We start from the raw sequence: 24,648 nt of genomic DNA, 5'->3' as shown, positions 1-24,648 counted from the left end.
CCGAGCCTAAAGCTTGTTATCGCCGGGCATGGAAATTTCGACATCCTGCGTTTGAAGGACGTCGCCGACAGATGGGACAACGGTGTGCCATTATGTCGCGGTGGCGCTGCCGCTGAGCTTCATTGATTTCCGCGATCATCTCGGGTTGGCACGGCGGGATTGCTGCTCATTCTCACGAGCACGCGATGATCGAGGCGGCTTGGTTCCGTGTTGCTGGAAAGTAGCGAGCCAGGCGCTGCGCTGAACACCAGCTCGATATGAATGCCCAGCGCTGTGATGACGACTGGTGCAGTATGTCGTCCGGAACATGTTCAGAAAGGTGCTTGAGGGCCGCACCTTCACCAATGACTGGGCCCGCTCCAAGCTGAGGCGAAGGAACTCTTTGAAAGCTGCCGGGCGATCATCAGGAGCGCTGCAACGGAGTACCGCATAGTAAAAGTTGTGGAACTGATTAAGACAACCTGACTTGAGTCGATGACTTCACTCCGCGGAGGTATCGATGTGAGAGCAACGAAACTACCAGCAGTCGATCTGTTGCTGTGCCGCCGTTGCGGGGGGGCACGCACTCTTATCAAGATTGTGGCACAGCCTAGAGCCAGTCTGCCCGGCGATCGGAGGACGTTCCGGTGTCCCAGCTGCATGTCGTCCCAGACCTACCAAATCAACCGGCACGGGGCGCAGCTACTATCTTCGGATTGAGATGCAATTGGGCGGCTATAATCTGACTGGAAAATATCCGGACCAGATTGCTCCTGATTCTCCAGCCGGCACGCTCAGTCGTGTTCGCACGCCGCGTCGTCCCCACGTCGAGCGACGGATAAACTTCAGGTCGGTATGTCGGCGGCTGGAACCAAAAGTTGCGATTTTGATTCGCTACTTTGCCCAAGGGCACTACGTGGTCGCTAGCTTACGCCGGCACGCGTCCACAAGTAGTGGAGTTGTGGCTGTCAACCTCAGATACTCGTTGCTAACTGGCTGATATTGCAGGCCATCGAAAAAGAGAGCTTCAGTTCACTTTTGTTCAGTCAGAATGTCGCACCTTTACCAACGGTTTACATAATACCTACAAATTGCAGGAACGGGACTTGATAACAAGAAAGTCATCAAACCCCGTGTTCGTCGCTCTGCCAATTGCACCTCTGCTGACTGCTTCATTTCCACGACACCCCGCACATTGCGGACCAACGGTCGAAAACCGAGGGACCCTTCGTCATGCTCGCCAGCCTGTCTATTCGCGCCAAGATCACCATTGTTCTTTCATTTTTGCTGCTTGCGATGACGGGTCTGGGCCTGGTCGCGGTTCGCAAGATGCAGGCGATCAACGCCAATGCGGTGGATATCCAGACCAGCTGGCTGCCAAGCGTGCGTTTCCTCGGCGATCTGCGCTCCGGCGTCATCACCTATCGCAACGTGATCCGTCAGCACATGCTGTCCGAGACGTTGGAGGAGAAGCTGGCCAATGAGAAAACGCTCGAGACGGTGGTGGCGAGCAACACCGCTATCCGCGCGAAGTATGAGAAGCTGATCACCTCGCCGGAAGAGCGCGCGCTCTACGAGGAATGGAGCAAGCTCTGGGACAGCTACAAGAAGGGCACGCTCGATGTGATGGATCTGTCGCGCAAGAGCGCCGGCAAGATGCCACAGGAAGCCAATGCGTTGAACACGAAGACCGTGAATCCGATCGGCCTGAAAGCTGACGAAGTCCTGAACAAGGACATCGAGCTCAATCTCAGGGGATCCGATACTGCCGGTGCAGACGCCCTCGCCAATTACGATGCTGCCTTCATGATGGTTGTCGCAATCCTCGTCGTCTCGGCGTTGCTCGGCATCGGCATCGGCATCTACCTCGTGCGGGACGTCTCCAGCGGCATCGCATCGATCGTCAAGCCGATGCAGGCATTGGGCCAGGGCGATCTGTCCGCCGTCGTGCCGCATCAGGGCATGAAGACCGAGATCGGCACGATGGGAGACGCGCTGCAGATCTTCAAGCAGGCGCTGATCGACAAGCGTGCGGCGGACGAAGCAGCAGCAGCCGATGCAGAAGCCAAGATCGAGCGCGGTCGCCGCGTCGATAGCATCACCCGCGAATTCGAAACGATGATCGGCGAGATCGTCGAGACGGTGTCGTCGGCTTCGACCGAACTGGAAGCCTCTGCCAGCACGCTGACTGCGACCGCCGAACGTTCGCAGGAGCTGACAACGACCGTGGCAGCCGCTTCGGAGGAAGCCTCGACCAATGTGCAGTCGGTTGCTTCGGCGACCGAGGAGATGGCCTCGTCAGTGAACGAAATCAGCCGTCAGGTGCAGGAATCGGCCAGCATCGCCAATCAGGCCGTCGATCAGGCCCGCCTGACCAACGATCGCGTCAGCGCGCTTGCCAGTGCGGCCGCTCGCATCGGTGACGTCGTCGAGCTGATCAACAACATCGCCGGCCAGACCAATCTTCTGGCGCTCAACGCAACTATCGAAGCAGCGCGTGCCGGCGAGGCCGGTCGTGGCTTCGCGGTGGTGGCATCGGAAGTGAAGGCGCTGGCCGAGCAGACGGCGAAAGCCACCGGCGAGATCTCGACGCAGATCTCCGGCATCCAGGCGGCGACGCAGGAATCGGTTGGTGCGATCAAGGAGATCGGGGACACCATCGGCCGGATGTCCGAGATCGCTTCGACGATCGCCTCGGCGGTGGAAGAGCAGGGCGCTGCGACCCAGGAAATCTCCCGCAACGTCCAGCAGGCAGCGCAGGGTACCATGCAAGTCTCGTCGAACATCACCGACGTTCAGCGTGGCGCCAGCGAGACCGGCTCGGCATCCTCGCAGGTGCTCTCTGCAGCGCAGTCGCTGTCCTCGGACAGCACGCGTCTGAAGGTCGAGGTCAGCAAGTTCCTGAACGCCGTACGCGCAGCCTGACGCTACGAGATATCGAGACATTGAAGCCGGCGCGAAAGCGCCGGCTTTTTTCATTGTCAATTGATGCCGCTTCCACCCATTCGCTTGGTGCGCTGTTCTGTTTGCGCAGGTTATGGGCTACCGCGTGCAACGGTTATGTGGTCGCGCTTCTCAACTTTGTGCCCGGCGTTGCGCAACGTCCTGCGGCGTCTTGGCGATCTCTTAGTCATTTGCTGCAATCGTGTACTACGCGCTTTTTGCACGCAGTGGCATACCGTCGTCGCTGCAAGTTATTTGGACCGGCGTTGCGTCTTAGAAAGAGACCATGACCCCTATCGATTATGAGTATTTGCAGAAGATTCTGAAAGATCGTTCCGGATTGGTGCTATCGGCCGACAAGAAGTACCTGCTCGAAAGCAGATTGATGCCGCTGGCGCGTAAGGTCGGTGTCGCCGGGATCAGCGAACTCGTTCAGAAGATGAAAGCCGGTTCGGAGCCGATGATCTCGGATGTGGTCGAAGCCATGACCACCAACGAGACCTTCTTCTTTCGCGACAAGACACCGTTCGAGCATTTTCAGAACACGGTCATTCCCGACCTGATCAAGGCGCGCGCTGGCAAGCGTAGCCTGCGGATCTGGTGCGCCGCCGGCTCGACCGGGCAGGAGCCATATTCGCTCGCCATGATCATGAAGGAACTCGGCGCCGCGCTGACGGGGTGGCGCGTCGAGATCGTGGCCACGGATCTCTCGCCCGAAGTGCTCGAAAAATCGCGTACTGGCGTCTACACCCAGTTCGAGGTGCAGCGCGGCCTGCCGATCCAGTTGCTGGTGAAACACTTCAAGCAGACCGGCACGACGTGGCAGCTCAATGCCGACATCCGCGCGATGGTTCAGTTCAAGCAGTTCAACCTGCTGCAGGACTACGCGCATCTTGGCAAGTTCGACGTCATCTTCTGCCGCAACGTGCTGATCTATTTCGATCAGGCGACCAAGACCGAGATCTTCGGCAGGCTTGCAAAATCCAGCGAACCTGACGGCTATCTGTTCCTGGGCGCAGCCGAGACCGTCGTCGGTCTGACTGACCGCTATCGGGTTTGCTCCAATCGTCGCGGTGTCTATCTGCCGGTGAGTGCGCAAGCGTCGCCATCGATCGTGCCCGACATGGGTGCCGGACTGAAGACATCTCCCGCCAGTATGCGGGCGTAGGAGCGGTCATGGCAGAAGAAGTTGCAACCAACGGGCGCGTCATTTTCGGGCGCGGCTACAATGTCTGGATCATGGCCATCGACGGCACATGGCGGCGCAGTTGTGTGTTGAAGGCTGTATCGAGTCACGACGCCGAGTTGATACTCGAGACATCCATCGAGGGCCTCAATCTGAAAGAGTTCTTCCTGCTGCTGTCATCGACCGGACTTGCCTATCGCCGCTGCGAACTGGTCAAGGTGAACGGTGCGCAGATCGATATTCGCTTCCTGAACACCAAAGGTAGCAAGAAGAAATCGCCGGCGAAGAGCGATCACGGCGATATGGCTGACGCCTGATCATGCGGCATCAAGATATCGATGATCATCACATCGAAGCTTGTATCTTCCAACACGAATAGACCGATCTCGCCACCATCGGCCGAGACAGTTTCGAAGCCCTCGCGTTCCATTGTCAGCCTAATGGACATGGACACGAGTGGGTCGTCGTCGACGACCAGAATGCGTTTCATGGCGGCGCCCCCGCGCGCTGGAGTGAGCCTGCAGTCACTCTCCACGCAACACGCAACCATGACGCGACGAATCGCCGACGACGCCAAGTGTTTAGTCATTTTGCCGGAGGTGTCTGTCCAGATTTGCACACTTGGGGCATTTCGTTGTTGCCGCATCGCACGTGCCATGTACATGGTCGGATATGAGCATGATGTTCGAAGAACTGGATTATCGCCCGACGCCGATGGGTGTCCTGACCCTGCGACGTCGGCGGAAGCCGGGCACGGACATCGATATCTTTGAGATCAAGCTCGGCGACGAATTTCTGATGTCGAGCGCATTCACGGCTGCCGAGATCGCGCTGGCGGATATTGGCTTGGCATCACTAATCGGCAGCGGGCTGGATGTCGTCGTTGGGGGTCTCGGTCTGGGCTACACTGCGCAGGCAGTTCTCGCGCATGAGAAGGTCGGTTCGCTGGTCGTCATTGATGCACTGCCCGAAGTGATCGAATGGCATCAGGCCGGCCTGATCCCGATCGGCCGCGAATTGTCGGCGGACGGGCGCTGCCGTCTCGTCCATGGCGATTTCTTCAAGATGGCGACCTCGACGGGTGGTCATCTCGATCCCGACGAACCCGGTCGTCGCTTCGATGCGATACTGGTCGATATCGACCATGCGCCGGACAACCTGCTGCATCCGAGCCATGCCGTGCTCTATACGGCGGCCGGGCTGCAGCGTCTGTCGGAGCATCTCAAGCCCGGCGGCGTGTTTGCGCTGTGGTCGAACGACCCACCAGAAGCTGCATTCACGGCCGTGATGGAGAGTGTCTTTGGCGCCGTCACCGCGCATGTCGTGGCCTTCGACAATCTGAACGCAGACGAGGAAGTGTCCAACACCGTCTATGTTGGCACCAGGATCGAAGAGGCCGTATAGCGCGCCGTTGCGCTATTCGGCGGCCTGTTTCGCCAGCATCTGCTTGTCCGACCGGTTATCGTCGTCGCGCTTCGATCGTCCCCAGCTCGACATGATATTGGAAAGCTTGTCGAGATAGACATAGACCACCGGCGTGGTGAACAGCGTCAGCGCCTGGCTGACGATCAGGCCGCCGACCATCGCGTAGCCGAGTGGCTGGCGGATTTCCGAACCGGTGCCGGTGCCGAGCATCAACGGCACGCCGCCAAGCAGCGCCGCCATGGTCGTCATCATGATCGGGCGGAAACGCAGGATAGCGGCCTTGCGGATGGCTTCTTCCGGTTCAAGATGTTCGTCGCGCTCGGCAGCAATTGCGAAGTCCACCAGCATGATGCCGTTCTTCTTGACGATGCCGATCAACAGCACGATGCCGATCAGCGCGATCAGACTGAAATCGAAACCGAACGCCATCAGAATCGCCAGCGCACCGACGCCCGCCGAGGGCAGGGTGGACAGGATTGTCAGGGGGTGGATGTAGCTCTCATAGAGAATGCCGAGGATCAGATAGACCACAACCAGTGCTGCGAGGATCAGCAGTGGCACCGTCGATAGCGATTGCTGGAACGCCTGCGCCGTGCCCTGGAAGGTGCCGCGCAAGGTCGAAGGCGCGCCGATATCCTGCATGGCAGCCTGTACGGCATCGGTCGCCTGTCCGAGGGCAACGCCCTGCGCCAGATTGAAGCTGATGGTGATCGCCGGGAATTGGCCCTGATGGCTGATCGAAAGCGGCCGCACCGGCACCGTCGTCCATTTCGCAAAGGCCGACAGTGGCACCATGTCGCTTGTCGTCGGCGACTTGATATAGATCTTGTCGAGTGAATCGAGCTTGCCCTGCATCTCGGGCAATATCTCGAGAATGACGTGATAGCTGTTCAACTGCGTGAAATACTGCGCGACCTGACGCTGGCCGAACGCATCATACAGCGTGTCGTCGATCAGTTGCGGTTGGATGCCGTAGCGCGAGGCGTTGTCGCGATCGATGGTCAGCGTCAGCGTCGTGCCCTTGGTCTGCTGGTCGGTGGCGACGTCGCGTAGACCTGGCAGCGTCTGCATCTTGGCCAGAATCTTCGGCGCCCACTCGTTCAGTTCGGCCAGATTGGCGTCCTGCAGTGTGTATTCGAACTGGGTGCGCGTGGCGCGGCCGCCGAGTCGGATATCCTGCGCCGCCTGCATGAACAAGCGTGCGCCCTGGACCTTCTCCAGCTTCGGTCGCAGCCGCGTGATGATCTGTTGCGCGTTGGCCGAACGTTCGTCGCGTGGTTTCAGTGTGATGAACATGCGCCCGGTATTGAGCGCGCCGCCGCTGCCGCCGATCGACATGGCGACGCTGGCGACGTCGGGATCAGCCTGCACGATCTTGCCGAGTTCTTCCTGGTGGATCTTCATGTCGGCGAAGGAAATATCCTGCGACGCTTCGGAGGAAGCGGTGATCAGGCCGGTGTCCTGCTGCGGGAAAAAGCCCTTCGGGATAATCATGAACAGATAGACCGACAGGACGAGCGTGGCGAAGAACACCATCAGCGTCGTCAGGCGCCAGCGCAGCACGAGGTCGAGGCCGCGCTCATAGGCGCGCAGCAGAGCATCGAAGGCATTCTCGCTGAGCTGATAGAGCCGGCCATGCTTGGCGTGTTTCTCTTCGCGCAGGAAGCGCGAGGCCATCATCGGGGTCAGCGTCAGCGACACCACCAGCGAGACGAAAATCGTCATGGTCAGTGTCACGGCGAATTCGCGGAACAGGCGGCCGATAATGCCGCCCATCAGCAGCAGCGGGATCAGCACCGCGACCAGCGAGACTGATATCGAGACGATGGTGAAGCCGATTTCACCGGCGCCTTTCAGCGCGGCAGCCATCGGTGTTTCGCCTTCCTCGATATATCTAGTGATATTTTCAAGCATCACGATGGCGTCGTCGACCACGAAGCCGACCGAGATGGTCAGCGCCATCAGCGACAGATTGTCGAGCGTATAGCCGAACACCCACATCAGCGCGCAAGCGCCGAGCAATGCGAGCGGTACGGTCACGCTGGGAATGACGGTGGCCCAGACGCTGCGCAGGAAGACGAAGATCACCATCACGACGAGGGCGATGGTCAGCAGCAGTGTGAACTGGACATCCTGCACGGCGGCGCGGATGGTCTGCGTGCGATCGCTGAGGACCTCGATCTTCACGGTCGGCGGGATCGCGGCCACCAGACGCGGCAGCTCGGCCTTGATCTTGTCGACGGTGTCGATGACGTTGGCGCCGGGCTGCTTGAAGATCACCAGAAACACGCCGCGCTTGCCATTGGCCCAGGCCGCCTGCTTGGCGTCTTCCGGGCCGGTCACGGCCGTGCCGATGTCTCTGACCCGCAGCGGACCACCATTGCGATAGGCGATGATGACGTCGTTCCAGTCTTTCGACTCCGGCAACTGGTCGTTGGCGTAGATCGTGTAACTGCGGGTCGCGCCGTCGATATTGCCTTTCGGGCTGTCGACAGTGGTGATCGCGATCTGGCTGCGGATGTCTTCGAGCTGCAGCCCCTTGGCCACCAGCTTGGCAGGATCAATCTGGATGCGGATCGCCGGCTTTTGCTGGCCGCCGATCGTAACCTGGGCGACACCGGAGATCTGGCTGATCTGCTGCGCCAGTTGCGCATCGACACTGTCGCTGACCGTCGTAATGGGCAGCGTGTCCGATGTCGCCGACAGCAGCATGATCGGCGAGTCGGCCGGGTTGACCTTGCGATAGGTGGGCGGGCTCGGAAGCGTCTTCGGCAATTGTCCGCCGGCGGCATTGATCGCGGCCTGCACGTCATTGGCGGCGCCGTCGATCGAGCGGTTGAGATCGAACTGGATCGTGACTGCAGATGTGCCGAGCGAACTCGTGGAGGTCATCTGCGCCACGCCGGGGATCTGCGCGAGCTGTCGCTCCAGCGGCTGCGCCACCGAGGATGCCATGGTCTCGGGACTGGCGCCGGGCAGGGTGGCGGCGACCTGGATGGTCGGGAAGTCGACCTGCGGCAAAGGCGCGACGGGAAGCTGGGGATAGGAGACCAGGCCGACGAACAGGATGCCGGCCATCAGCAATGATGTTGCGATCGGATAGCGAATGAACGGTGCTGAAATTCCTCCGTTCATGGCTATTCGCCTTTCGCCGGAATGGCTGCAGATGTTGCGACTGACGTCGCCACCAGCGCGCCCGGCTGCACTTTATATTGCCCGGCGACGATAACGCGCTCGCCGGCGCTCAGCCCGTCCTCGACCACCGTGCGGCCATCGATGGAACGGCTGACCTTGATTTTCTTCAGCTCGGCTTTGTTGTCAGCCCCGACCGCAAAGGCATAGAGCCCGTCGGCCCCATGCTGAACGGCATCGTCGGGAATGACAGTCGCATCCTTCAACGTGGTCACCAGCAACCGTGTCGAGACGGAAAGACCGGGCCACAGCACGTGGTCCTTGTTGTCGAATACCGCCTTGAGCCGGATCGTGCCGCTGGTCGTATCCACCTGATTGTTGATGACCGCGAGCGTGCCTTCCGAGAGCGTCCGCTTTCCGTCGGTGGTCAGCGCGATCACCTTGAGCGGATGTTCCGCGAGCGACTGGCTGATGTCGATGAGGTTCTGTTCAGGCGCGGTGAAGATTACGGCGATCGGCTCGATCTGCGCGATAGTGACGATGCCGGTCTGGGTCGCAGCATTGACAATGTTGCCTTGGTCGACCTGACGAAAGCCGACGCGGCCGGAGATCGGCGCCTTGATCGTGGTGTAAGCGAGCTGGGTCTGCGCATTCGAGATCGCGGCATCGTCGGCAGCGATCTGCGCGCTCAGCTGCTGCACGGTGGAGCGTTGTGTGTCTGTCTGTTGCCGTGTCGCGAATTCGCCGAGTTTGGTGAAGCGCTGCAAATCCAGATTAGCATTGGCGAGATTGGCTTCGTCCTGCGCCTTCTTGGCCTTGGCCTGATCGAGCGCTGCCTGGAACGGGCGCGGATCGATCTGTGCGAGCAGGTCACCCTCCTTGACGATCTGCCCTTCGGCGAAAGCGATCGTGTCGATCTGACCATCGACACGGGTCCGCACGACCACGGTGTTAAAACCCTGCACGGTGCCCAGACCGCCGAGATAAACGGGGAAATCAGCTTTTTCGACAGATGCAATTTTCACCGGGACGGGGGCAGGGCCGCGCGGTTTGTCGGCATTCGCCTGCTGTGCTCCGGTAGCTCCGTAATGCTGCCATGCGATAGTTCCGCCGGCCGCAAGCAGCGCCAGAACAATCAGCCCAGTCCATCGAAAACGGGTAAGCGTTGTCATGGTGATCTCATCAATCTCTTGGCAGCCACTGACGCAGACATGCGCGTCCAATGCGCGCCCGCTTGGGCGGCTCCTGATCAGCTAGGTGGCGACTCAAATGCTGTAAACACACGACCGCTTGAACGCGTGCTTCATTGCCAAATCTTCATGTTCACTATGATTTACGCGTGATTTCTCGCATCGTTCCAACAGGACACTGCGCCTCGTTTTATGCGGCGTCTTGGACAATCCATCGGCGCAGTGAGAAGCGCCTAGTGTTGTAACTGCGCGTCGTATCCGCCATAGCCTCGTCGAAGCCGACATTGCGGCATGTAAATGTAATCGATCCGGAGCGGGACATGGACGAGTTGAATGGGCGGATGATCGCCTGTCAGATTTTGATTACCGGATTGATCGCGCGGGTCGCCAATGACTCGCCGGATCCGCTGCGCTTCCTGACCGACTATCGGGACGAGATCAAAGCCGTCGTGCGTGGCATCAACATCGCCGGCATGGAGAATACGGATCGGGTAAGGCAATCGGCGCTGCAGACCGTCGACGAGATGTTCTCGCTGATGAAGCCGCCCAGCAGTGAATAGGGTGACCGTTTCATATTACCTCTAGGTAGCTGCCGCGACCAATCTAGACATATTCAAACATAAGAACCCTGCATTCTCGCCCAATTGCGTTGACCACCCGTTCTCCTGCCGACTACGTCCATGGGACAAATTATCGCACTTGATGCGTCCTGGTGTCGCAGTTTTGGGGGAATTCGATGGGTACGGCGAAAATGCCGCGGTCTTTGCGTGCTGTTTCTGAGGTTCGTGTCGGCGAGGGCGCCGATCCCCATTCTGGCCGAAAAGTAACGGCGGTTGCGGGTCTTATCGCGGTTGCGTCGTTCAGCGGTGCCGAAGCGCAGCAATCCACCCTTCCGCCGGTCACAGTGGATGCACCGGTTGCCCGGCCCCGGCCGGCGGCATCGAAGCCAAGTCCGGACCAGATTCGCGCGCGCACCGCGCTCCGCCGCGCCGCCCGCCGGGCTCAACCGGTGCCGGTCGCGCCGGTGCCGTTTCCGAATGCCGGCGGACTAGCCGCTGATCCTTATGCTGATCCCTCCGCGCCCTATAAAGGTGATCGGCTTGCGGGCGGAAAATTCACCGAGAAGCTGCTCGATACGCCGCGCACCGTCACGGTGCTCACCAGGGAAGTTCTCGAGGACAAGAACGCGACGTCGCTGCGCGATGCCGTCCGTTCGACAGCCGGCGTGACGCTTGGAACCGGTGAGGGCGGCAACGCTTTCGGCGATCGCTTCTTCATTCGCGGCTTCGATGCCCGCAATGACGTGTTCGTCGACGGTATCCGCGATCCGGCCGTCAGCATTCGCGAGAACTTCTTCACCGAACAGGTCGAGATCCTGCGCGGTCCGGCATCGTCCTTCGCCGGACGCGGCACTGCCGGCGGTGCGATCAACATCGTCACCAAACAGGCAGGCGACAAGAATTTCACCAATATCGATACCTCCTTCGGTACCGATGCCACCAAGCGCGTCACCATCGACGCCAATCAGGTGCTGAGCCCGACAGTCTCGGTGCGCGCCGGCGGCCTGTTCCAGGACGCCAATGTTGCTGGCCGCAACACCACGACTGACGATCGCTGGGGAGGCTTCGCGGCCATCAAGTGGACGCCGGTCGATGCCGTGAAGGTCACGGCCAACTACATCCACACCGACCTCAATTCCATCCCGGATTTCGGTATTCCATGGGACCGCGCGGCCAACAAGCCATCAACGGAAACCGGCATCGCCAACCGCAACAACTACTATGGTTTCGCCAATCGCGACTTCCAGCATGCCCGTCAGGATATCGGCTCGCTGAACACCGAAGTCGCACTGACGCCGGATGTCACCTTCAGCAACAAGATGCGGCTGGAACGTTCGACCCTGGCCTATGTCGGCACTTTGCCTGAAGCGCCCCGCGCCGGCATTCCCGGCTATCTCGCTGATCCCGCCGGTTACGGACTGGTTCAGCTCAATGCCGTCAGCCGCTATCAGACCACGGACACGATCGCTAACCAGTCAGACTTGAAGTTCAAGTTCGACACCGGTCCGATCAGGCACACGACCATCGTCGGTGCGGAGATCTCGCGCGAAAAGGTCGATATCGACACCTTTACGGGCCTGACAACGGAGTCGCTGCCGGGTGGGAGCACGAGCCTCGGCTCCGTGATCGTTCCGATCAATAATCCGTATCTGACCTATTCGGCTTTTGCGCAGCCCACGCGTGCCAACAATCCAACGGTGATCAAGGTCGACACCAATGCGGGCTACGCCATCAATACGGCGAACTACAATGACCTCGTCTATCTGAACACCGGCATCCGCTATGACGATTACAGTGTCAGCGCGGGCAAGCCGTTTGCGACCACCACCACGTTCCCGCAAAAGGCAGATAGCGGAAATGTAAACTGGAATGTCGGCCTGACGTTGAAGCCGCTACCCTATGGCAGCGTCTATGCGGCCTATGCGACGTCGACCAATCCGGTCGGTGCCGAATTGGACGGGACCGACGCACGCTATGGCGGTTTCAATCTCACGGGCGCCTATAATCAGGTATTCGCGCCAGAGAAGAACAAGTCGGCGGAAGTCGGTACCAAGTGGGAACTGTTCGATCGCCATCTGTTGCTGACCGGCGCTCTGTTCGAGACAACCAAGAGCAATGCGCGTGAGCAGCTGACCGTTGCCGGTGCCACGCAGGTCGTGGCTGGCGCGTCATACAGAATCCGCGGCATCGATCTCGGCGTTGCCGGCAAGATTACCGATCGCTGGAGCGTGTTCGGCGGTCTGGTTCTGATGGAATCCAAGGTGCTGAACTCGGCAACGCCTGCTTTCATCGGGCGTGATCTCGCCAACATCGCGCATCAATCGTTCAACCTGATGACCAAGTACAAGTTCGACTATGGCTGGGAGCTGGGCGGGCAGGCGACCTATCAGTCGCAGCGTACCGGTGGCATCCTTTACACGACGACCACGACGGTCCTGCCGGAATTCTGGCGCTTCGACATGTTCGTCGAGAAGAAGATCGACCAGAACATCACCCTCAAGCTGTTCGTCAACAACCTGACCAACAAGCTCTACTATGACGGCTTCTACAACAGTGCTGCACCATTCGTGCTCGTGGCGCCAGGGCGGTCGGGAACACTTGTTCTCAGTGGGAAGTTCTAGGGGATGCTGATCTGCATCCCTGACGTCTTGAGCAAAAGTGATGTGGCGGAGTTCCGCCGCATCATGGATGCGGCCGGTTGGGAGGACGGTCGCTCGACTGCCGGTGCGCAATCGGCTCTGGTCAAACGAAATCAGCAACTGCCGCCGGACAGCGATGTGGCCCGCGCGCTCGGCAATCGCATCATCTCGGCGCTGACGTCGAACCCGCGGTTTCTGTCTGCGGCGATCCCGCTGCAGATATTCCCGCCGTTGTTCAATCGTTACGTCTCGTCGGACGGACATCACTTCGGCGTGCACGTCGACAATGCAGTGCGCGGCGATCATCTCACGGGCATGCGTATCCGCACCGACCTGTCAGTGACGCTGTTCCTCTCCGAGCCCGAAGAATATGAGGGCGGTGAGCTTGTTATTGAAGACAATTACGGCTCACACGATGTGAAGCTGCCGGCCGGCCACCTCGTACTTTATCCTGCTTCCAGTTTGCACCTTGTAACGCCTCTAAGGGCAGGTATGCGCGTAGCGTCTTTTTTCTGGCTACAGAGCATGATACGTGATGCTCATGCGCGCAGCATGATCTTCGATCTCGACAGCGCGATTCAGAGCCTAGTTGAACGTCTCGGAAGAGACGACCCAGAAACGGTCAAATTGACGGGCATCTATCATAATCTCATCCGCTACTGGGCCGAGGTATAAGCTTGTTTAGAACTGTTCTTAAGTCGCTGGCTGTGCTGGCAGTGGTCGCGTTTGCTTCGCCAATCATTGCGCAGCAGGCTGCAAAGCCCGTGGCGCCGGTGGTTACTCAGGCAGCTCCCGCTGCGGCGCCGGCCCCGGTAACTGCTCAGCCGAGCAGCCCAGTGGCGAGCCCGGCCGCTTCGACAGCTCTTGTTAGCCCGGTCGCGGAGGCCGCGCCCAGGCCGATGGTCGCTACCGGTGAGCACGATCTGTCGCCCTGGAAAATGTTCATGGGTGCCGACATCATCGTCAAGGCGGTGATGGTGGGTCTGGCTTTCGCATCGGTCGTCACCTGGACGGTCGGCATTTTCAAGATGATGGAACTGACCTGGGCAATGCGTCGCTTGAAGGCCGCGCTCCGCAAGATAGGTGAATCGCGTTCGCTGTCCGAAGCGCAGATGGCGCTCGGCGAGCGCGGTACGATCCTGTCGCGCCTGTTGGCGGCGGCGATGCGGGAAGGGCGGATGTCCGCCGGCATTTCGAGCGATGAAGGCATCAAGGAGCGTGCGGCGTCGAGCTTTGGCGAAATCGTTCGTGCTGAAGGCCGCAAGGTGCGCACCGGTATGGGTATCCTCGCGACCATTGGCGCAACGTCGCCGTTCGTCGGACTGTTCGGCACCGTCTGGGGCATCATGAACAGCTTCATCGGCATCTCGAAGTCGCAGACCACGAATCTCGCCGTCGTCGCGCCCGGTATCGCCGAAGCGCTGCTGGCGACCGCCATCGGCCTCGTCGCGGCGATCCCGGCGGTCATCATCTACAATCACTTCTCGCGCGTGACGAAGGCCTACATGGAAATCGTCGGCCGTGCGCAGGGCGCCGCCGGTCGTCTGCTGTCACGCGATCTTGATCGCACGCATTCGAGTTCACACGCACGCGCAGCGGCTGAATAATCATGGGTATGTCGCTTTCCGAAGGTGCAGACGACGATGATGATTTCGGGGAAAATCACGAAATCAACGTCACACCCTTCATCGATGTCATTCTGGTGCTGCTGATCATCTTCATGGTGGCCGCGCCGCTGTCGACGGTGGACCTGCCGATCAATCTGCCGAGCTCGACGGTGACGCCGCAGAAGAAGCCGGACAAGCCGACCTATGTGAGCATCAAGCCGGATCTCGCTGTCGCGATCGGCGAGAACATGGTCAAGCGCGTCGATCTGGTGCGTCAGCTCGATGCGATGGGCGACGGCAACAAGGATCGTCCGATCTTCCTGCGCGTCGATCGCGCGGTGCCCTATGGCGAATTCTTCGATGTGATGGAACGGCTGCGTGCCGGTGGCTATCAGAAGACCAAGCTTGTTGCACTGGAAGGTGTTCCGGATGCCGCTGCGGCATCGCCGGCACCGATCGCTGCACCTGACGCGCCGAAGCCCTGACGTTACGGAAGCGCTATGTCCGAGCTCGATGGAAAGTCGTCCTGGCGACTGTGGCTGATCGCGGCGCTTGTCGCCGTGCTGCTGCATGTCGGCGGCATCGCTGCGGCCGTGTTCGAGATGCAGCAGGAAGAGGACGACGACGGCCTCGGCGCTAATGCCATCGAAGTCGGGATGGAAATGGTGTCGCCCGACGTCGAGCCAACCGATCTTCCGCAGGGTCCGGATTCGGAGGCTTCGACCGCATCTCCGGCGGTTCAGGAGCAGAAGGCTGTCGAGAAGCAGAGCGATCTCCCCAAGGAGACGCCGCACGAGAGCGAAGAACCCGATCAGGTCGTGACCGAGAGCAAGGCGACCAAGCCGGAAGAAGAGACACCCGAAAAGGCGCAAAAACAGCAGCAGGCGTCGCAGGAATCCGTCGCGTCGGAGGCCGCCGCACAGCAGAAGCTCGATGATTCCAAGGCTGGCGAGAAAGCACAAGCGCAGCAGGGCGGCATCGGCACCGACAAGAAGCGCCTGTCCACAATCTGGTCCAAGCAGCTCAGCGCCTATCTCGAAAAGAACAAGCGCTATCCGCAGGAGCGCCAGCAGAAGACGGCCGAAGTAACGGTAAATTTCGAGATCGACCGCGTCGGCAAGGTCCTGGCCGTGCGAGTGGTGAAGGGCTCCGGCGACGCCGCGTTCGACGAGGCCGCGGTTGCCATGGTCCGCCGCTCAGACCCGCTGCCGGCGCCGCCGCCGTTGATCGCCGACGACGGCCTGAGCTTCACCGTGCCCGTGATCTTCCGCGTCAAGGGTAAGGGCTGACGAGAAGGGCGACTTAGTAGGTCGCCCGTCCGCCCGAAATGTCGAAAACCGCACCGGTCGAAAAGGCGCAGTCTTCCGAGGCCAGCCAGGCAGCCATAGCCGCCAGTTCCTGCACCAGCACGAAACGTCCTTTCGGAATCTTCGACAGCATGAAGTTGATATGCTGTTCGGTCATCTGGTCGAAGATCGCTGTCTTCGCGGCAGCAGGCGTGATGGCGTTGACGTTGATCTCGTGGCCGGCCAGTTCCTTGCCGAGCGACTTGGTCAGCGCGATCAGGCCGGCCTTCGATGCCGAATAGTGCGAGGCATTCGGATTGCCTTCCTTGCCGGCGATCGAGGCGATGTTGACGATGCGGCCGTAATTCTGTTTCAGCATCACTGGCACGACGGCCTTGCAACACAGGAACGGGCCGTCGAGATTGATGCGCATCACCTTGCGCCAATCGTCGTAATCGATCTCCCACACCGGCTTGTTGAATCCAGTGATGCCGGCATTGTTGACCAGGATATCGATCTTGCCGAACTCTTGAAGCGTTGCAGCGCGAGCTTCATCAATTGAAGCCACGTCGGTGACGTCGACTTTGAGGGCAATCACGTCGTCGCCGATTTCGCTCGCCGTTTTTACGGCCAGGTCAATATCCTGATCCCAGATCGCCACTTTGGCGCCGGAAGCGACGAAACGTTCGGTGATCGCGCGGCCAAAGCCCTGGGCGCCGCCCGTGACCACGGCGCAGCGGCCGTTCAGATCGATCTTGTTCATGATGCGATGTCCTCGGTTACAGCGTCCAGCCGCCGTCGATGATGTGCGCGACGCCGGTGGTGAAGGCGCTCTCGTCGCTGGCGAGATAGACGGCGAGAGATGCGATTTCTTCTGCGGTCCCGAGGCGGCCCATCGGCTGCCGGCTCACGAACAGCTCGCGGCCATTCGGGCCTGCGGCTGCGGCGCGGTCGAGCATCGAGGGCGTTTCGATCGTGCCGGGGCAGATCGCATTGCAGCGAATGCCTTTGGTGATGTAGTCGACGGCCACAGCACGGGTGAGGGCGGCGACGGCAGCTTTGGTTGCGCCATAGACATAGCGGTTCGGCGCTGCCTTGAAGACACCGGCGGCGGAGGAAATGTTGACGATCGCACCATTGCCGCGCGCGAGCATGCCGGGCAGGAACGCACGGATGGTCCGGTGCATCGATTTGACGTTCAGATCGAACGAGAAGTCCCAGTCGGAATCGGAGCATTCCAGTGCTGCGCCGTGATGCACGAAGCCGGCGGCGTTGAGCAGGATGTCGATATCGCCGACCTTCTTCGCCATCGCTTCGACGGCAGCCGTGTCGCGCACGTCGAGCCGTGCAGTCTCGGCGATACCATCCTTGGTCAGCAGCGCCACGCCCTTGTCGTCAATATCGGTGGCGAACACCGTTGCGCCTTCGCGCGCAAAGGCCAGTGCACAGGCGCGGCCGATACCGACGGCGCCCGCGGTGACGAAGGCGCGTTTGCCTTTCAAGCGGTCAGACATGTGAGATCTCCCTGAGACGTTTTTGTTTTGGGCGTCATACGCGGGCTTGACCCGCGTATCCATCTTGCTGCGAAGGAAGTTGGATTGCCGGGTCAAGCCCGGCAATGACACCGTTGGCTGCTAGTGATTATGCCGCGCAGTCCCGACCGTGCCGGCGATATCGCGATAGCGCGTCGCCAGTTCGAGACAGGCGCCGGTAGCCTGCTGGCCGACGGTGTTGCGATAGAGCTCCTGCCACGGCGTCTGGTTGGCCGGATATTTGAATCCGCCATTGGCCATCAGTTCAGCGCGACGTCGCTTCAGCTCCTCGTCGGAGATCAGGATGTTCGCCGAGCCCTTGTTGAGATCGATGCGCACCTTGTCGCCCGTCTGCAGGATCGCGAGCCCGCCATTGGCTGCCGCTTCAGGCGTCGCGTTGAGGATCGACGGCGAGCCGGATGTGCCCGACTGCCGGCCATCGCCGATACAGGGCAGCGATAGAATGCCGCGTTTGATCAGCGCTGCCGGCGGCTGCATGTTCACGACTTCCGCGCCGCCGGGATAGCCGATCGGCCCGGTGCCGCGCACGAACAGGATGCAATGCTCATCGATATTGAGCGAGGCATCGTCGATGCGATCATGGTAATCCTCCGGCCCCTCGAACACGATGGCGCGACCTTCAAATGCGTTCGGATCCTTCGGATTGATCAGATAGCGATCGCGGAATTCCTTGGAGATTACCGAGGTCTTCATGATCGCGGAATCAAACAGATTGCCGCGCAGGACGAGGAAGCCAGCATCAGCCACCAGCGGCTTGTCATAGGACCAGATGACGTCGTTGTCCGGCTTGGGCGAGGCGGCGCAATTTTCCCCCATGGTCTTGCCGTTCACCGTGATCACATCCTCATGGATGCGCTTGTGCTTCATCAGCTCGCGCACCACTGAGGGGACACCGCCGGCGCGGTGATATTCCTCGCCGAGATAGAAGCCGGCCGGCTGCATGTTGACCAGCAGCGGTACGTCATGGCCGAATTTCTGCCAGTCGTCGATATCGAGTTCGACGCCGATATGGCGCGCCAGCGCGTTGATATGGATGGGGGCGTTGGTCGAGCCACCAATGGCGGAGTTGACCACGATGCAGTTCTCGAACGCCTTGCGCGTCAGGATGTCGGACGGCTTGAGGTCCTCCCACACCATGTCGACGATACGGCTGCCCGTCTCATAGGCAATCTGGCCGCGCTCGCGATAGGGAGCGGGGATGGCAGCGCAGCCGGGCAGTGACATGCCCAAAGCTTCGGCAAGCGAGTTCATCGTCGACGCGGTGCCCATGGTGTTGCAATGGCCGACTGACGGTGCGGACGATGCCACCAGCGTCATGAATTCTTCGTAGCCGATCTCGCCGGCGGCCAGCCGCTCACGCGATTTCCACACCACGGTGCCGGAGCCGGTGCGTTGGCCTTCGTGCCAGCCGTTCAACATCGGACCGCCGGACAACACGATTGCGGGGAGATTGACTGTCGCTGCTGCCATCAAACAGGCCGGCGTGGTTTTGTCGCAGCCGGTTGTTAGCACGACGCCATCGAGCGGATAGCCGAACAGGATTTCCACAAGGCCGAGATAAGCAAGGTTGCGATCAAGCGCCGCAGTCGGCCGCTTACCGGTCTCCTGAATCGGATGCACCGGGAATTCCATCACCAGACCACCGGCAGCGGTAATGCCTTCGCGCACGCGCTTGGCGAGTTCGAGATGATGGCGATTGCAGGGCGACAGGTCGTTGCCGGTCTGCGCAATGCCGATGATCGGCTTGCCGGACTGCAATTCGTGACGCGTCAGACCGTAGTTCAGATAGCGCTCAAGATAGAGTGCGGTCATTCCGGGATTGTGGGGATCGTTGAACCATTCGCTCGAACGAAGTTTGCGCTTGGTTGCCTTTACAGGCGAGGTCCCCGCAGTCGGCGTGGACGAAGTCGACTTGGTCATCATTTCTCCCGCAGCGCACACTTTATATCTTGGTGCGTCGTCTCTTTTGATTGGTCACGAATGTTTGCACGCCACTGGCTGCTTCGCAACGTTTGCATCTGCGAAGTTTTTCTACGACTATGATCCAACGACACGCCGCCAGAAAATCTGGTAGGATGTCAGACAAGTAAGAACAGGCGGCTCCGGCAATCGGAGGACGCAGTCTCTAAAATGGGACATTTGGGAGGGAAATGTATGGCGTCCGTGCAGATTCACGACGTTCGTAAGTCTTTTGGCGGTTTTGAGGTTCTCCACGGCGTGTCGGTCCCCATCGAGGATGGCCAATTCGTGGTTCTGGTTGGGCCATCCGGCTGCGGAAAATCCACATTGCTGCGCATGTTGGCGGGCCTGGAGAAGATCACCTCCGGCACGATTTCGATCGGCGACCGCGTGGTCAATGATGTCCAGCCGAAAGAGCGCGACATCGCCATGGTGTTCCAGAATTACGCGCTGTATCCGCATATGACCGTTGCCCAGAATATGGGCTTCTCGCTCAAGCTGCGCGGCGCGGACAAAAGCGAGATCGATCAGAAGGTCAATCGCGCCGCCGATATTCTCGATTTGAGGCGATTGCTCGAGCGTTTTCCCCGGCAGTTGTCGGGCGGTCAGCGTCAGCGCGTCGCCATGGGCCGCGCCATTGTGCGTGACCCGCAGGTGTTTTTGTTCGACGAGCCGCTGTCGAATCTCGATGCCAAGCTGCGCGTCGCCATGCGCGCCGAGATCAAGGAACTGCATCAGCGCCTGAAGACGACGACGGTCTATGTGACGCATGACCAGATTGAGGCCATGACCATGGCCGACAAGATCGTGGTGATGCAGGACGGCATCGTCGAACAGATGGGCGCACCATTGGAGCTCTATGATCGTCCCGAGAACAAGTTCGTTGCGGGCTTCATCGGATCGCCGGCGATGAATTTCCTCGAAGGCACGCTGAAGGTGAACGGCGGCCAGCCTTGGGTGGAAACTGCCAATGGCGCGAAGCTGCCGATTACGGCAGCGCCTGCGGCAGGGAACGACAAGGCTGTCACTTACGGCATTCGTCCCGAGCATCTCGAATTCGCCGATGACGGCATCGAGGCCGAGGTCGTGGTGGTCGAGCCGATGGGGTCGGAGACTCAGGTCGTCGCACGTATCGGCACCCAGGACATCATCGCGATCTTCCGTGATCGACGTCCGGTCGCGCCGGGCGACAAGATTCATCTCAGGCCGCGCGCGAATTCGGCGCATCTGTTCGACAAGGAGACCGGCAAGCGCGTCAACTGACGCGCTGTTGCACCAAATCAATTTCAAAACATTGGTCGATCAACGAACCAATATTACAGGGAGAAGATGAAAGATGACTGGATTTACACCGGATCGCCGATCTCTGCTCAAGGGCGGCGCGATCACGCTTGCTGCTGCGGCGACCATGTCCGCGGATCAATTGCTGGGCTACGCAAAAGCCTGGGCGCAGGCCTCACAGTGGAAGCCGGAAGCTGGCGCCAAGATTAACCTGCTGCGCTGGAAGCGCTTCGTCGAAGCCGAAGACGTGGCCTTCATGAAGATCGTCGACGCCTTCCAGAAGGCGACCGGCGTCACCATCACCGTCTCCAACGAATCCTATGACGACATTCAGCCAAAGGCTTCGGTCGCGGCGAATACCGGGCAGGGCCTCGACATGGTCTGGGGCCTGTACTCCCTGCCGTTCCTGTTCCCGACCAAGTGCATGGACGTTTCCGACGTCGCCGACTATCTCGGCAAGAAGAACGGCGGCTGGGCCGAGTCCGGCAAGCAGTACGGCATGCATAACGGCAAGTGGATCGGCGTTCCGGTCGCTGCGACCGGCGGTCTGGTGAATTATCGCGTCGCCGCCGCTGAAAAGGCCGGCCACAAGACGTTCCCGAACGATCTCGGCGGTTTCCAGGATCTGTTCAAGGGCATGAACAAGAACGGCACCCCAGGCGGCATGGCGCTGGGCCACGCTTCGGGCGATGCCAATGGCTGGGTGCACTGGGCGCTGTGGGCCCATGGCGGCAAGCTGATCGACAAAGACAACAAGGTCACGATCAATTCTCCGGAGACCGCGAAGTCACTGGAATACGTCAAGTCGCTCTACGATAACTTCATTCCCGGCACCGCATCCTGGAACGACTCGTCGAACAACAAGGCATTCCTGGCCGGCCAGCTGCATCTGACCACCAATGGCATCTCGGTCTATGTGACCGCGAAGAAGGAAGCCCCGGCGATTGCCGAAGACATGAACCACGCGCATTTGCCCGTCGGTCTGGACGGCAAGCGGCGTGAGCTCCATCTCGGTTTCCCGATCCTGATCTTCTCCTTCACCAAGTTCCCGCAGGCTTGCAAGGCGTTCACCGCCTTCATGATGGAGCCCGAGCAGTTCAATCCGTGGGTCGAGTCAGCCCAGGGCTATCTGTCGCCGTTCCAGCTTGCTTTCGAGAAGAACCCGATCTGGACCGCCGATCCGAAGAACACGCCATATCGCGACGTGGCTTCGACGGCAACGACCCCGGCGGGCGAAGCGCAGATGAGCGAGAATGCGGCGGCGGCGATCGCCGACTTCGTGGTCGTCGACATGTACGCCAATTACTGCACGGGCCGCGAGGACGTGAAGACCGCGATGTCGTCTGCCGAGCGCGCGGCGAAGCGCATCTTCCGCGCCTGAGGACGACCTTGCCGGCGCGGAGCGACCCGCGCCGGCAACTCTCCGGAGCAGCCGTGAATCTCGTTTCACAAAAGGCTGCCTGAACGATGGGAATGGGAATGCCAGAGACCGACTACAAGACAGTTCTCCCGGAAGGCTGGACGCGGCCGCGCGGTTTTGCGCATGCGGTGGTGGCCGGCGGTACGCGGAGCGTCCGGATCTCCGGTCAGCTCGGCAAGCAGAACGGGCAGGGCGAAGTCGCCGCGGGATCCGACTTCGGGACGCAGTGGCGCTACGCGATGGAGAATCTCGTCACCGTGCTGAAGGCCGCGGGCGGCGAACCAAAGCAAATCGTGATGTTGCGCGCCTATGTGACCGACATCAACGCATTCAAGACGTCCGGCCCCGCCATTGGCGAGGCCTGGGGCGCGACGCTCGGCAAGCATTTTCCAGCAATGACACTGGTTCAGGTTTCCGCCCTGATCGATCCACACGCACGTGTCGAGATCGAGGGCGAAGCGATCCTGCCGTAACCGGATCATGACGCATGACTGACTGCACGACATCAGACCGAAGCCGACATCCGACTGGAGCTATCTTGCAATGACCACGATCCAGACATCGATGCCGGGGGCAGGGAAAGTGATCCCCAGATCCTCGGCCTGGGAGCGGCTGCGGATCAACCGCAACTGGCTCGCACTGTGGTTCATGCTGCCGGCCGCGGCATTCCTGCTGCTGTTTCTCGCTTACCCGCTGTTCCTCGGCGTCTGGATGAGCTTCACCGATGATCGCATCGGCCGCGGCGGCGTGTTTGTCGGCCTCGAGAATTATGAATGGCTGAAGGACGACAGCATCTTCTGGCTCTCGGTGTTCAACACGCTGCTCTATACGATCGTCGCCTCGGCCATCAAATTCGCCGTCGGCCTCTATCTGGCCCTGCTCTTGAACCGGCATATGCCGTTCAAGGCGCTGATCCGCGCCGCGGTGCTGATCCCGTTCATCGTACCGACGGTGCTCTCGGCCATCGCCTTCTGGTGGATCTACGACTCGCAGTTTTCGATCATCTCGTGGTCGCTGATCAAAATGGGCCTGATCGACCACAACATCAATTTTCTCGGTGATAGCAACTGGGCACGAGGGAGCGTGATCTTCGCCAATATCTGGCGCGGCGTGCCGTTCGTGGCGATTACGTTGCTGGCGGGCCTGCAGACCGTGTCGCCGTCGCTCTATGAAGCAGCGACGCTGGATGGTGCCACCTCGTGGCAGCGCTTCCGCTTTATCACCTATCCGCTGCTGACGCCGATCATCGCGGTCGTCATGACCTTCTCGGTGCTGTTTACGTTTACCGACTTCCAGCTGATCTGGGCGCTGACTCGCGGCGGTCCGGTGAATGCAACGCATCTGATGGCGACGCTGAGCTATCAGCGCGGCATTCTTTCGGGTCGGCTCGGCGAGGGCGCAGCCATCGCCACCGCCATGATCCCGTTCCTTCTGGCAGCCATCGCCATTTCCTGGTTCGGCATGCAACGCCGCAAGTGGCAGCAAGGCACTGACAATGACTGATCACGCCGTCGATCACCGCACAGCCGTCGCGCCGACCGTCGAGAAAGACGATCACAGCGAGGGCATGGCCTATCTGGAGTCGCTGCCGAGGCGCATCGTCACGCTCTACATCCCGCTGTTCATCATCGTGGTGATCTTGCTGTTCCCGTTCTACTGGATGGCGCTGACCTCGATCAAACCCGACGAGCAATTGATCGACATGGAGCGGTTCAATCCGTTCTGGGTGATCAAGCCGACCTTCAAGCACATTCAAAAGCTGCTGTTCGAAACCAACTATCCGCAGTGGCTCTGGAACACGATGTATGTGGCAGCGGCTTCGACATTTCTGTCGATCGTCGCCAGTGTGCTCGCCGCCTATGCCATCGTGCGGCTCCGCTTTCGCGGTGCCGAGACGGTCGGCGCGTTGATCTTCATGGCCTATCTCGTGCCGCCGTCGATCCTGTTCATCCCGCTGGCGTCGGTCATCCAGGCCTACGGCCTGTTCGACTCGCCGCTGTCGCTGATCCTGGTCTATCCGACACTGCTCATCCCGTTCTCGACTTGGCTCCTGATGGGCTATTTCAAGACCATCCCGTTCGAGCTCGAAGAGTGCGCGCTGATCGACGGCGCCTCGCGCTGGCAGATCCTGGTGAAGATCATCATCCCGCTGGCGGTGCCCGGCCTGATCTCGGCCTTCATCTTCTCGTTCACGCTGTGCTGGAACGAGTTCATCTATGCGCTGACCTTCCTGCAATCGACCCAGAACAAGACTGTGCCCGTGGCCATCGTCAATGAATTCGTTGACGGCGACATCTACAAATGGGGCTCGCTGATGGCCGGCGCGCTGGTTGGCTCGCTGCCGCTGGTGATCCTGTATGCGTTCTTCGTCGAGCATTACGTGTCGGCGATGACAGGCGCGGTGAAGGAGTAGGCGGCTTACCCAATGTACCGCCCTCATCCTGAGGAGCGGTCGTCTTCGACCGCGTCTCGAAGGATGGCCGTAGTC

General features: G+C 60.2%; 21 protein-coding genes. 15 read left to right on the top strand and 6 right to left on the bottom strand.

Annotation, left to right across the window (positions count from 1 at the left end; genetic code table 11):
• The first annotated feature begins 1,212 nt into the window (after window positions 1-1,212).
• From LPB73_RS14025 to LPB73_RS14015, 3 genes are all read left to right on the top strand, one after another.
• Window positions 1,213-2,904: a methyl-accepting chemotaxis protein gene (locus LPB73_RS14025; protein WP_231080917.1), complete on the top strand. Its 1,692-nt coding sequence runs from the start codon at window positions 1,213-1,215 to the stop codon at window positions 2,902-2,904.
• A 304-nt stretch (window positions 2,905-3,208) separates the two neighbouring features.
• Complete coding sequence (locus LPB73_RS14020) at window positions 3,209-4,090, top strand: CheR family methyltransferase (protein ID WP_231080916.1); 882 nt, start codon at window positions 3,209-3,211, stop codon at window positions 4,088-4,090.
• Window positions 4,091-4,098: 8 nt separating this feature from the next.
• Window positions 4,099-4,425, top strand: coding sequence for a pilus assembly protein PilZ (locus tag LPB73_RS14015; RefSeq protein WP_068730616.1), 327 nt, complete (start codon window positions 4,099-4,101; stop codon window positions 4,423-4,425).
• On the opposite strand, the gene LPB73_RS14010 is transcribed toward LPB73_RS14015, so the two are convergent.
• Window positions 4,401-4,598 carry a response regulator gene (locus LPB73_RS14010; RefSeq protein ID WP_231080915.1) on the bottom strand — a complete coding sequence of 66 codons (198 nt, stop codon included), beginning with the start codon at window positions 4,596-4,598 and terminating at the stop codon, window positions 4,401-4,403. The two genes, LPB73_RS14015 and LPB73_RS14010, sit on opposite strands and share 25 nt — an antisense overlap.
• A 188-nt stretch (window positions 4,599-4,786) precedes the next feature.
• On the opposite strand from LPB73_RS14010, the gene LPB73_RS14005 reads away from it, so the two are divergent.
• Complete coding sequence (locus tag LPB73_RS14005; protein ID WP_231080914.1) at window positions 4,787-5,512, top strand: spermidine synthase; 726 nt, start codon at window positions 4,787-4,789, stop codon at window positions 5,510-5,512.
• A gap of 12 nt (window positions 5,513-5,524) precedes the next feature.
• On the opposite strand, the gene LPB73_RS14000 is transcribed toward LPB73_RS14005, so the two are convergent.
• Both LPB73_RS14000 and LPB73_RS13995 read right to left on the bottom strand, forming a co-directional pair.
• Window positions 5,525-8,668, bottom strand: a complete 3,144-nt coding sequence (locus LPB73_RS14000; RefSeq protein WP_231080913.1) for a multidrug efflux RND transporter permease subunit — start codon at window positions 8,666-8,668, stop codon at window positions 5,525-5,527.
• 2 nt (window positions 8,669-8,670) lie between these two features.
• Window positions 8,671-9,837, bottom strand: coding sequence for an efflux RND transporter periplasmic adaptor subunit (locus tag LPB73_RS13995; RefSeq protein WP_231080912.1), 1,167 nt, complete (start codon window positions 9,835-9,837; stop codon window positions 8,671-8,673).
• Between the two features lie 338 nt (window positions 9,838-10,175).
• On the opposite strand from LPB73_RS13995, the gene LPB73_RS13990 reads away from it, so the two are divergent.
• The 6 genes from LPB73_RS13990 (at window position 10,176) to LPB73_RS13965 (ending at window position 15,950) form a co-directional block, all read left to right on the top strand.
• Entirely contained in the window at window positions 10,176-10,415 is a 240-nt protein-coding gene (locus LPB73_RS13990; RefSeq protein WP_089267192.1) for a hypothetical protein, read from the top strand.
• Window positions 10,416-10,591: 176 nt separating this feature from the next.
• Window positions 10,592-13,036: a TonB-dependent receptor gene (locus LPB73_RS13985; RefSeq protein ID WP_231080911.1), complete on the top strand. Its 2,445-nt coding sequence runs from the start codon at window positions 10,592-10,594 to the stop codon at window positions 13,034-13,036.
• Between the two features lie 3 nt (window positions 13,037-13,039).
• Window positions 13,040-13,729 (top strand): Fe2+-dependent dioxygenase, encoded by a 690-nt coding sequence (locus tag LPB73_RS13980; RefSeq protein WP_231080910.1) that lies wholly within the window; start codon window positions 13,040-13,042, stop codon window positions 13,727-13,729.
• A 2-nt stretch (window positions 13,730-13,731) separates the two neighbouring features.
• Window positions 13,732-14,661 carry a tonB-system energizer ExbB gene (exbB, locus tag LPB73_RS13975; protein WP_231080909.1) on the top strand — a complete coding sequence of 310 codons (930 nt, stop codon included), beginning with the start codon at window positions 13,732-13,734 and terminating at the stop codon, window positions 14,659-14,661.
• Between the two features lie 2 nt (window positions 14,662-14,663).
• On the top strand, window positions 14,664-15,146 hold the full coding sequence (gene exbD / locus LPB73_RS13970; RefSeq protein WP_093758879.1) for a TonB system transport protein ExbD: 483 nt from the start codon (window positions 14,664-14,666) through the stop codon (window positions 15,144-15,146).
• A gap of 15 nt (window positions 15,147-15,161) precedes the next feature.
• The gene (locus tag LPB73_RS13965) at window positions 15,162-15,950 is read left to right on the top strand and encodes an energy transducer TonB family protein (RefSeq protein WP_231080908.1); all 789 of its coding nucleotides are present in this window, start codon (window positions 15,162-15,164) and stop codon (window positions 15,948-15,950) included.
• Window positions 15,951-15,963: 13 nt separating this feature from the next.
• Here LPB73_RS13965 and LPB73_RS13960 read toward each other — a convergent pair whose 3' ends face one another.
• From LPB73_RS13960 to LPB73_RS13950, 3 genes are all read right to left on the bottom strand, one after another.
• Entirely contained in the window at window positions 15,964-16,710 is a 747-nt protein-coding gene (locus LPB73_RS13960) for an SDR family NAD(P)-dependent oxidoreductase (protein WP_089267198.1), read from the bottom strand.
• A 16-nt stretch (window positions 16,711-16,726) separates the two neighbouring features.
• The gene (locus LPB73_RS13955) at window positions 16,727-17,461 is read right to left on the bottom strand and encodes an SDR family oxidoreductase (RefSeq protein WP_068730627.1); all 735 of its coding nucleotides are present in this window, start codon (window positions 17,459-17,461) and stop codon (window positions 16,727-16,729) included.
• A gap of 120 nt (window positions 17,462-17,581) precedes the next feature.
• On the bottom strand, window positions 17,582-19,420 hold the full coding sequence (locus LPB73_RS13950; protein ID WP_231080907.1) for an IlvD/Edd family dehydratase: 1,839 nt from the start codon (window positions 19,418-19,420) through the stop codon (window positions 17,582-17,584).
• Window positions 19,421-19,654: 234 nt separating this feature from the next.
• On the opposite strand from LPB73_RS13950, the gene LPB73_RS13945 reads away from it, so the two are divergent.
• The 5 genes from LPB73_RS13945 (at window position 19,655) to LPB73_RS13925 (ending at window position 24,573) form a co-directional block, all read left to right on the top strand.
• The gene (locus tag LPB73_RS13945; RefSeq protein WP_089267200.1) at window positions 19,655-20,722 is read left to right on the top strand and encodes an ABC transporter ATP-binding protein; all 1,068 of its coding nucleotides are present in this window, start codon (window positions 19,655-19,657) and stop codon (window positions 20,720-20,722) included.
• 73 nt (window positions 20,723-20,795) lie between these two features.
• Window positions 20,796-22,121, top strand: coding sequence for an ABC transporter substrate-binding protein (locus tag LPB73_RS13940; RefSeq protein ID WP_175367345.1), 1,326 nt, complete (start codon window positions 20,796-20,798; stop codon window positions 22,119-22,121).
• Window positions 22,122-22,219: 98 nt separating this feature from the next.
• Window positions 22,220-22,633 (top strand): RidA family protein, encoded by a 414-nt coding sequence (locus LPB73_RS13935; RefSeq protein ID WP_231080906.1) that lies wholly within the window; start codon window positions 22,220-22,222, stop codon window positions 22,631-22,633.
• Window positions 22,634-22,703: 70 nt separating this feature from the next.
• Window positions 22,704-23,663, top strand: a complete 960-nt coding sequence (locus LPB73_RS13930) for a carbohydrate ABC transporter permease (protein WP_231080905.1) — start codon at window positions 22,704-22,706, stop codon at window positions 23,661-23,663.
• On the top strand, window positions 23,656-24,573 hold the full coding sequence (locus LPB73_RS13925) for a carbohydrate ABC transporter permease (protein WP_089267203.1): 918 nt from the start codon (window positions 23,656-23,658) through the stop codon (window positions 24,571-24,573). Before LPB73_RS13930 ends, LPB73_RS13925 begins: the two co-directional genes overlap by 8 nt.
• Window positions 24,574-24,648 lie beyond the last annotated feature (75 nt).

Origin of the sequence: Tardiphaga sp. 37S4 (assembly GCF_021044645.1) — a bacterium.
GTDB lineage: Bacteria > Pseudomonadota > Alphaproteobacteria > Rhizobiales > Xanthobacteraceae > Tardiphaga > Tardiphaga robiniae.
This window is presented reverse-complemented; position numbering and strand designations above follow the sequence as displayed.

What these genes read in the sequence shown, in the direction of transcription:
- LPB73_RS14025 (WP_231080917.1), top strand. Translation starts at nt 1,213, where the DNA reads ATGCTCGCCAGCCTGTCTATTCGCGCCAAGATCACCATTGTTCTTTCA.
- LPB73_RS14020 (WP_231080916.1), top strand. Translation starts at nt 3,209, where the DNA reads ATGACCCCTATCGATTATGAGTATTTGCAGAAGATTCTGAAAGATCGT.
- LPB73_RS14015 (WP_068730616.1), top strand. Translation starts at nt 4,099, where the DNA reads ATGGCAGAAGAAGTTGCAACCAACGGGCGCGTCATTTTCGGGCGCGGC.
- LPB73_RS14010 (WP_231080915.1), bottom strand. Translation starts at nt 4,598, where the DNA reads ATGAAACGCATTCTGGTCGTCGACGACGACCCACTCGTGTCCATGTCC.
- LPB73_RS14005 (WP_231080914.1), top strand. Translation starts at nt 4,787, where the DNA reads ATGATGTTCGAAGAACTGGATTATCGCCCGACGCCGATGGGTGTCCTG.
- LPB73_RS14000 (WP_231080913.1), bottom strand. Translation starts at nt 8,668, where the DNA reads ATGAACGGAGGAATTTCAGCACCGTTCATTCGCTATCCGATCGCAACA.
- LPB73_RS13995 (WP_231080912.1), bottom strand. Translation starts at nt 9,837, where the DNA reads ATGACAACGCTTACCCGTTTTCGATGGACTGGGCTGATTGTTCTGGCG.
- LPB73_RS13990 (WP_089267192.1), top strand. Translation starts at nt 10,176, where the DNA reads ATGGACGAGTTGAATGGGCGGATGATCGCCTGTCAGATTTTGATTACC.
- LPB73_RS13985 (WP_231080911.1), top strand. Translation starts at nt 10,592, where the DNA reads ATGGGTACGGCGAAAATGCCGCGGTCTTTGCGTGCTGTTTCTGAGGTT.
- LPB73_RS13980 (WP_231080910.1), top strand. Translation starts at nt 13,040, where the DNA reads ATGCTGATCTGCATCCCTGACGTCTTGAGCAAAAGTGATGTGGCGGAG.
- exbD (WP_093758879.1), top strand. Translation starts at nt 14,664, where the DNA reads ATGGGTATGTCGCTTTCCGAAGGTGCAGACGACGATGATGATTTCGGG.
- LPB73_RS13965 (WP_231080908.1), top strand. Translation starts at nt 15,162, where the DNA reads ATGTCCGAGCTCGATGGAAAGTCGTCCTGGCGACTGTGGCTGATCGCG.
- LPB73_RS13960 (WP_089267198.1), bottom strand. Translation starts at nt 16,710, where the DNA reads ATGAACAAGATCGATCTGAACGGCCGCTGCGCCGTGGTCACGGGCGGC.
- LPB73_RS13955 (WP_068730627.1), bottom strand. Translation starts at nt 17,461, where the DNA reads ATGTCTGACCGCTTGAAAGGCAAACGCGCCTTCGTCACCGCGGGCGCC.
- LPB73_RS13950 (WP_231080907.1), bottom strand. Translation starts at nt 19,420, where the DNA reads ATGACCAAGTCGACTTCGTCCACGCCGACTGCGGGGACCTCGCCTGTA.
- LPB73_RS13945 (WP_089267200.1), top strand. Translation starts at nt 19,655, where the DNA reads ATGGCGTCCGTGCAGATTCACGACGTTCGTAAGTCTTTTGGCGGTTTT.
- LPB73_RS13940 (WP_175367345.1), top strand. Translation starts at nt 20,796, where the DNA reads ATGACTGGATTTACACCGGATCGCCGATCTCTGCTCAAGGGCGGCGCG.
- LPB73_RS13935 (WP_231080906.1), top strand. Translation starts at nt 22,220, where the DNA reads ATGCCAGAGACCGACTACAAGACAGTTCTCCCGGAAGGCTGGACGCGG.
- LPB73_RS13930 (WP_231080905.1), top strand. Translation starts at nt 22,704, where the DNA reads ATGACCACGATCCAGACATCGATGCCGGGGGCAGGGAAAGTGATCCCC.
- LPB73_RS13925 (WP_089267203.1), top strand. Translation starts at nt 23,656, where the DNA reads ATGACTGATCACGCCGTCGATCACCGCACAGCCGTCGCGCCGACCGTC.